The organism is Eubacterium sp. An11 (assembly GCF_002161065.1).
GTDB classification, from domain to species: Bacteria; Bacillota; Clostridia; order Lachnospirales; family Lachnospiraceae; genus Anaerobutyricum; species Anaerobutyricum faecale.
Genome location: NZ_NFLV01000002.1, coordinates 283,298 through 291,339 on the forward strand (window position 1 = coordinate 283,298; position 8,042 = coordinate 291,339).

The following is an 8,042-nucleotide window of genomic DNA, read 5'->3' on the forward strand; positions in this document are numbered from 1 at the left end:
CTCGTCTTTTTATGAGGCATAAATATACAGTATCAATGAGGTTTACAGTCAAGGGAAATTTATTTTTAAGGAACGCATTTCCTCTTCCACTATTCCCTTTGAAGTAACTATTAAGATATAGTATAATTCTATGTCACTGTTTATTCAAGTAAAATTTTTCTCACTCCGAATTGCTGATTTTAAATTTTCCGAATCGATGATCCCGCATTATAAATTTTTTCCTTTCATACTATCTTTTTGCTTCTCCGATTCGTTATACATAATAGAAAGAGAAAATCGTTAAAAGAAAGGAGGATTCTGTGGACCTGGATTTTTTACTGATCAGAAAAATGAGGCAGGGCGATGAAAAGGCATTTGATCTGTTTATCCATAAGTATTACAGAGATATTCTCTCTTATTGTAATTATCATTGTGTAAATAAAGAATATGCAGAAGATTTGACGCAGGAAACATTTGTCCGCTTTTTCGCAAAACTTTCTGATTATCATCATATGGGAAAAGTAAAAAATTACTTATATATCATTGCAAGAAACCTATGCGTTGATTACATGAAAAAAATAAAAGAAATCCCGACTGAACATACAGAATTGGTGAAACAGCTGGAAAGAGGAAATCCGGAAAATGATACGGTTTTAAACAGGATTTCTTTGGAATCCGCGCTGAAAAAATTGCCGGATGAATTGCGGGAAGTGATCGTTCTTTATTATTTTAACGAACTGAAAATAACTGAAATTGCCAAAAATCTGGGAATTACGGTTTCCCTGGTCAAATACCGGCTGAAGCGGGGAAAAACCCGGCTGAAACAATTGATCGGAGGTGAAATGAATGAATAACTTTGAAAAACAGCTGGAGGATTACAAAAAGGAAACTCATATTGAACCACGGGAAGAAAAAATACAGGAGACCATCCGGAAATCAAAGGAAGCTTTTTTCCGGGCGGAGGAGGAGAAAACATTGTCCTATTATGAATTTGTCCTGGGACAATTCAGACTGATACGGAAGCGATGGTGGTTCTTTCAGATTGTCTTACTGGTATTTTTATGGCTCATTCTCATCTCTGTAAAAGATGACGCCTATGTCCAGAGAAGCCTTGGAATCATCGCGTCCTTGTTTGTTATTTTGATCATTCCCGAGCTGTGGAAAAACAGAACCTGCCAGAGTATGGAAATCGAATCCTCTGCGTACTTCTCACTCCGGCAGATTTACGCCACGCGGATGCTTCTGTTCGGTCTGGCGGACATTTTATTTCTTTCCGTTTTTATGGGTATCTCCATATCTGTCTTACATTTTAATATGCTGGATCTGCTGATACAATTTCTCTTTCCTATGACAATTACTGCCTGCATTTGTTTTCACACGTTATGCTGCAAGCGATTGAACGAAACCGCAGCGGTTGCATTATGCATCGCGTGGAGCAGTGTGTGGCTGTTTATTGTTCTGAATGATTCCGTATACACGCGGATCACCATTCCCATCTGGATCTTTCTGTCGGCCCTGTCAGTGATTTATCTGGGTGCGGTAATTTATCAGACCTTAAAAATGAGTACAAATTATTGGGAGGTATCGGTTCATGGAATTGAAATTAACTGATTTAACAAAAAAATTTGGCAATTTTTCAGCGGTAGACCATATCAACCTTACCATGCGAAATGGTGTTTACGGTCTTCTCGGAGTAAATGGCGCAGGAAAAACAACGTTAATGCGAATGCTCTGCACATTGATCAAACCTACACAGGGACACATCACTTATAATGGAAAAAATATTTATGAGATGGACAGCGCATACAGAAACCTGCTGGGATATCTGCCACAGGAATTTGGGTTCTATCCGGAATTTACCGTTCAGGATTATCTGCTCTATATCGCTTCCATCAAAGGAATCCGCCCGGTTGTAGCAAAAAAAAGGACAAAGGAATTGATTCACGGGGTGGGTCTTGCGAAAGCTGCCAACAGAAAAATGCGGACTTTATCCGGAGGCATGAAACGACGCGCCGGGATTGCCCAGGCGATGCTAAACGATCCTAAGATATTGATTCTTGATGAACCAACGGCAGGACTTGACCCCAATGAAAGGATACGTTTTCGTAATCTGATCAGCGAACTTTCTGAGGAACGGCTGGTCCTGTTATCCACGCACATTGTTTCTGATATCGAATATATTGCCAATGACATACTGCTGATGAAAGACGGCAAAATTATCCGTCAGGGAACACTTGACGCCATTATCGCGTCCATGCCCGAAACTGTCTGGATCTGCCATGCAGAAAAACAGCAAGTATCTTCAATGATTGAAAACTACCGGGTATCGAATATAAAGGCAGAGAATGATCATGCAGAACTGCGTATCATTTCATCAGAAAAACCGCTGCCGGAAGCAACGCCCGTACAGCCAACGCTGGAGGATGTATTTTTACATTATTTTGGAGAAAAGGCAGGTGACAATCATGTTGAATTTTGAGATCAAAAAAATTTTTTCTAAGGCAAGAAACAAGGTGGCAATGACAGCTTTGCTGGCAATCCTTCTGGTGGTATCCTTGTTATCCATAAATAAAGTGGAATACATGGATGAAAATGGAAATCACACAACAGGCATCACCGCCGCACAAAATCTCAGAAGAGAAAAAAACAAGTGGGCAGGCGATCTGACGGAAGATGTGTTCAGAGAAGTTTATCAGAAAAACCATCAGATCAACTCTGAACAATTAAACGATTCCATCGAGGAGGAAGATAAAGCCTTCCAGAAAAAACAGGGAATATCGTCTATTATTGATATCATCAACGACGCCAACAGTCCATGGAGAGACTATGATTATTATGCCATTGACAGAATCACCGAAGATGAGGCGGCAAATGTCTATGAAGAACGTATCGCCAATCTTAAAGACTATATAAATGGCGGCGAGGAATCCTTTTCCGATCATGAAAAAGATTATCTGCTCACCAAATATCAAAATCTCAGAACTCCGTTCCACTACGAGTATTATGACGGCTGGGTGGCATTAATCGACAATATACCTACATTTATTATGATACTTGCACTTTTCATAGGATTTTTTGTCTCAGGCATTTTCTCGGACGAATTTCAGACCAAAGCGGATTCTGTCCTTTTCTCAACAAAACTGGGCAGAAATAAAGCTATCCGCTCCAAAATAAGCGCAGGATTCATGATTTCCACCGTTCTGTATGCTGCTTTCATCGGTATTCACACAGCCATCGTGCTTTTGATTCTCGGTGCAGGCGGCTCAGACTGTCCGATACAGATGATTTTCTGGCGAAGCTGCTATAATATCACAATCCTTCAAGGGTACCTGTTTATCGTTCTGGGCGGCTACATCGGCACACTATTTGCTTCCACGGCTGCCATGCTTGTATCCGTCCTTACACGCTCCACAGTGATCGCGATCATCGTTCCTTTTATTATATTGTGTTTCTTTCCTTTTTTGAGCAGAATCATCCCTCTGCCGGAAATCTGTTCTTTCTTCCCGGACAGACTGCTGGATATCTATAATGAACTGAGGGATTTTGAATTGCTGGAAGTGTGCGGAAATATTACGACCGTCTCCAAAGTGATAATACCGGCATATGCCATTATATCATTACTTTTGCTGCCTGTGATTTATCAGTTTTATAAAAAGGCAGAGATCAAATAATTGAGAAGCTATTACGACGGCAAATAAGGAGCTGACCCGCTCCTTATTTGCCCGGATGACTGGATACATCAGACAGGCCCCATTCCTTATTACATTCTTCTATATATAATATAATGAATCAGTTTGTCTTTTCTATAAGACCTATTCAAAAATTAAATGCATATTAGAATGTCTATTTAAAGAATTTTTGTCTTTTTCTATATAATCCCATGTTTGCTGGTATGTTCCCGAAACTGCAATTTGGTTATCTGATATAAATTCTATAAATTCATTTACTTTCCCGTCATATTTATCTGCAAAGTCGTCCGATAAGATTTGTTTTTCCTCATCGGTAAAGTCTTTTAACTCATCATATAACACATGTTCTAAATTGCAAGAATTAAAAAAAATTCGATAAGGTATTCCATTTATCTTTCCTGTTTTCCTAAGTTTATATAAAATGGCTCCTTTGCGTCTGTTGCGATTTACAATTGCTTTTACATTTTTAACATCTATATGATCCTCGTAATATTGCGCCTTCTCCACATCTGCTTCTTTGATATCAATTTCCGGAATATATACACCATCCGTATCAACGATATGGATAATCATGATAAAATCATCGTGAAAGTAACGATATTTCTTTTTTACACTTTCTATCTGTTCATTAATTTTTTTAGAATATTGTCTTCAGAAACATAATCTTTCAGAGTGATATCCCCATATACCACAACAAATTGCACTTCATTATTTGAAAAATATTCTTTCATAATCGACCCAAGTGCAGCTTCGTCACTTGGTCCTTCCACTATAAACATAACGACCTTTTTTTCACTCATGCTGTATCATTCTACCCGCCTTTCTAAATGCGCGTGCGATTTTTAGGCTGTCTGTTTCTTCATAAATTACTTCATCCTGTCCACCAAGAGTAATTCCCCTCAAATACATATCCCTTTGATTGTTTGTTGCTTTTACATTTTTCATTCGTATATATCTTCTATCCGGATTAGCCGTGGAAAGCATAATACTATCTTTATCCAGCATTTCGAGGGCACGAAGATTATGTGACGTAAAAATCAACTGCCCTTTTGCGCTTTTGCTGAAAATATCCAGCAGCTCTCCCAGCATATACTCAAAAATACCTGCATCCAATTCATCAATGACCAGACAGATAGAAAAATTTCCAAACGCCTGAATCAGCGCATTTAAAATAGAAATAATCTTAATGATTCCTTCCGATTCCATTCTAATTGGAATCGGAGCCATACCGTCCCGGATAGAAACAATCTCCACTCTGTAACCATTTTCTCCTGAATCCGTTAGCTGCATTCCATGATTATGAACCGCTATTTTCATTCCTGGAATAATTGTAAATAAAACCATGTTCACCTGTTCTACAATAACATCCAAAACATTTTTTCTTTCTTCATTTAAGATAATCGGTTCTGTTAAAGGGACAGCAAAATCTTCCTTCATCCCGATTTCGTCTTGTTCAATCCTGAATGCCATAGGCAGCAGAAAATTAGCAGAAATCACTCCCGAATGAGCGTTACGAATTACAAATAAATCTTTCAATGCAAACTTAAATAACGCCTTGATTGTCTCTGAATAGTGTCTGAAATCATTTTCATAACAACGACAGAAAATTTCTCTGCTGCTCTCTCCAAAAATATAAGAACAGTTCTCCTTTTCTGCCATTTTTCTCGCCACAATCAAATCCGTTTTATTTTCCGCATTCGCTTCAATCACTTCATTAAATCTCTTTCTTGGAGAAAACACTATATCTTTATCCATGCGCTGATAATCCATAAATACAGTCTTATTACTTCTGGAATCCTTTTCATTTATAGCACAGCTCAAAGTTTCCCGAATAATCTCTGCATGTTTCCCATTTCTTTGCAAAATAATCTTATAGCCTGCTTCATAAATAACTGAGTCTGCAAAAATATTAAAATCGGCAGAAATCTCTGCCTCCTTTTCATTTACCTCGATATAATCTGCAATTTCATCCTCCAACACACTGCCAATCATAATCTTTTGTAAATAATACAATGCATCAATCACTGCCGTTTTGCCAGAGCCATTTTGACCGTACAGGCCTAACACCTCTGCATTTTTATAGCCCAACTGTTTCCGAAAGGTATTGGGCATAATAATCTGTCCGTTTCTAACATTTTTTATATTTGAAATCTTTAAAGAAGCTAATCTTACAACACTTTCCATTTGTTTTACCTCCACGGAACTCATTGTAACACAAACATACATCTTTTTTCAAATTATTATTTTAAATTCTGCATTTTTTATTCTATTTCAAAAATAATATTTGTGAAATCTTTTATTTTTTCATCTTATTTGCTTAATCCATTTGCGAAATCTCCAAACCGAACTCTCCCCCTTCACACCGACAAAATTCATATAAAAATTTTTCAATTAGGGTGAGAGTTTTTTCTTTTTTGTGTACCTATATATATGAAGGACTCATTCCGAGCCAATCAATAGTAGGAAGGAGAAGACAAGGATGTACGTAGAACAATCCGTGCAAAACTGGTCAGGAAGAGTATTCGCCAGAAGCAAGACAAAGAAACCAAACACGAAACGAAACAACAATATACAGACAAGGAGGACGACACATGAAAAAACGATTTACAGCAATAGTACTTAGCCTGTGCCTGATATTGGCGCTGCTGCCGGCCACGGCCTTTGCTCAAACCGCAGCCCCGGAAGAAGAGACATCGCCGCCTATCACAGTCGGAGGAGTAGACTTAGAAAGCACCGCTGCCAATCCGGTGGCATACGCCATCACGGATGAAAGCGGCAACGTTGCGACTGAGGGCGCCAATGACACGAATTATAACGTCAAATGGGACGGGGAGACCCTGACCCTGCGTAATGCGACTGTGAAAGTCGTAGAAAACGAACATTCTGCAGCTATCGAACGTTCTGCGCCATTTACGCTGAAACTGGAAGGCAGGAATACCTTAACATCATTGGAAAACACTCATGCCGGCAAGGGCATTTCGGCAACAATCGAAGACTACGGAACCGTTGACCCTACTGTCCCTTACGCCCTGATCATCTGCGGGGACGGCAGCCTTGATGTCACAGGCATCACTGAAGGGATAGCTCTCGCAGGTAATCTCATTATAAAAAGCGGCACGGTGACAGCAACAGCCACCACCGCCCAATCGACATATCCAAGCTTCGGCATCGGCACAATGGAAGTAGGAAACATCTACATTGAGGGCGGCAAAGTGACTGCCATCGGAGGAGCATCTTCCACTTTCAGCGCCGGCTTTTACATCATGGTCATGTCTAACGAAAATACGGGACAGGTTCCCGGTGGTACCGTCCGGATTACCGGCGGTGAGGTGACTGCCGTCGGTGGGGAGATTACAGAAACTGATGAAGAGGAACCAGTTCCGATCTCACCAGGCAGTTTTGGTATCTTTACCATGATTACCTCTGATTCTGACAACGTTTCTCCTACCTTCACCAACGGCGCCATCTCTGTCTCCCCGATGGAAGGTGAGGCCATTGAAGTTCAGGCGGGTGCGGACGCGGACACGGCAACAGCCATCCCGGGTTCTCCGTTTGACAACGGAGACCATGATATCACGGACGCTGTTTCCGATGAGGCATACTTCCACAGCAAGGCATTCACTCCTGCCCCGGAAGAGCCGGAACCGGTTGTTCCAACTGACCCGAAGACGCCATCCTCCCCGGCGGACACTTCTCAGCCTGCACCGGAAGCTGCTCTGCAGCCTGGCAGTACCTATGCCGCAGGCGGCAACACATACCGGGCAGCTTCCGCCGACACCGTCACCGTACAGTCTGTCGCCAATAAGAAGACTGTGAAAATCCCGGCTTACGTCACCGTAAACGGTGTAAAGGCGAAGGTCACCGCCATCGACAAAAACGCCTTCAAAAAGGCGAAGAAAAAACTGACCAAAGTAGTGATCAGCGCCAACGTGACCACCATCGGCAAGAAAGCCTTTGCCGGCTGCAAAAAGCTGAAAAAAATCACCATCAAGAGCAAAAAACTCAGAAGTGTCGGCAAAAAAGCTTTCAAGGGTATCAGCAAAAACGCCGTCATCAAAGTACCAAAAGCGAAGAAGAAAGCTTACACAAAGCTCCTGAAAAACAAAGGCCAGGCGAGAAGCGTGATCATCCGGTAAAGGGATACTTCGCCACCACTTTCTGCACGGTTCTCTTATGCCTCATAGGAGGCGGGCAAAAGAAGACAATCATATCTAAATAATTTTTTTCATGATTAAGAAAAGGGGAAGTCTGTATATTGGTGTGCTACCCGTCAAGTAGACAATGAAAAAAATAAAATTTTTGTGTTGCCCGGTTTGTACCGGGCAATATTTTTATGCGGCTAATAACCGTTCATGAAATTCAAACGGTGTTAAT

Annotated in this window: 8 protein-coding genes; 5 read left to right on the forward strand and 3 right to left on the reverse strand. The window is 40.8% G+C overall.

Features of this window, described 5'->3' with window-relative positions; translation table 11 throughout:
* Nucleotides 1-299 precede the first annotated feature (299 nt).
* Genes B5E53_RS03310 through B5E53_RS03325 form a run of 4 tightly spaced genes read left to right on the forward strand, consistent with a single transcriptional unit; the run spans nucleotide 300 to nucleotide 3,650 of the window.
* The gene (locus B5E53_RS03310) at nucleotides 300-833 is read left to right on the forward strand and encodes an RNA polymerase sigma factor (RefSeq protein WP_087312607.1); all 534 of its coding nucleotides are present in this window, start codon (nucleotides 300-302) and stop codon (nucleotides 831-833) included.
* A complete protein-coding gene (locus B5E53_RS03315; protein WP_087312608.1) occupies nucleotides 826-1,590 on the forward strand; it encodes a hypothetical protein in 765 nt (254 codons plus the stop codon). The genes B5E53_RS03310 and B5E53_RS03315 overlap by 8 nt, the downstream gene beginning before the upstream one ends.
* Nucleotides 1,571-2,458: an ABC transporter ATP-binding protein gene (locus B5E53_RS03320; protein ID WP_087312609.1), complete on the forward strand. Its 888-nt coding sequence runs from the start codon at nucleotides 1,571-1,573 to the stop codon at nucleotides 2,456-2,458. The genes B5E53_RS03315 and B5E53_RS03320 overlap by 20 nt, the downstream gene beginning before the upstream one ends.
* A complete protein-coding gene (locus B5E53_RS03325; protein ID WP_087312610.1) occupies nucleotides 2,445-3,650 on the forward strand; it encodes an ABC transporter permease in 1,206 nt (401 codons plus the stop codon). The genes B5E53_RS03320 and B5E53_RS03325 overlap by 14 nt, the downstream gene beginning before the upstream one ends.
* Before the next feature lie 141 nt (nucleotides 3,651-3,791).
* Here the strand turns inward: B5E53_RS03325 and B5E53_RS03330 are convergent, their stop codons facing one another.
* From B5E53_RS03330 to B5E53_RS03335, 3 genes are read right to left on the reverse strand one after another with little or no spacing between them, the layout of a single operon-like run.
* Nucleotides 3,792-4,241 (reverse strand): hypothetical protein, encoded by a 450-nt coding sequence (locus tag B5E53_RS03330; RefSeq protein ID WP_343215575.1) that lies wholly within the window; start codon nucleotides 4,239-4,241, stop codon nucleotides 3,792-3,794.
* A 44-nt stretch (nucleotides 4,242-4,285) separates the two neighbouring features.
* The gene (locus B5E53_RS20040) at nucleotides 4,286-4,468 is read right to left on the reverse strand and encodes a hypothetical protein (protein WP_343215576.1); all 183 of its coding nucleotides are present in this window, start codon (nucleotides 4,466-4,468) and stop codon (nucleotides 4,286-4,288) included.
* Nucleotides 4,461-5,852, reverse strand: coding sequence for an AAA family ATPase (locus B5E53_RS03335; RefSeq protein WP_087312611.1), 1,392 nt, complete (start codon nucleotides 5,850-5,852; stop codon nucleotides 4,461-4,463). The genes B5E53_RS20040 and B5E53_RS03335 overlap by 8 nt, the downstream gene beginning before the upstream one ends.
* A 407-nt stretch (nucleotides 5,853-6,259) precedes the next feature.
* Between B5E53_RS03335 and B5E53_RS19645 the strand changes: the two genes are divergently transcribed.
* On the forward strand, nucleotides 6,260-7,804 hold the full coding sequence (locus B5E53_RS19645) for a leucine-rich repeat protein (RefSeq protein WP_242963493.1): 1,545 nt from the start codon (nucleotides 6,260-6,262) through the stop codon (nucleotides 7,802-7,804).
* The last annotated feature ends 238 nt before the right edge of the window (nucleotides 7,805-8,042 follow it).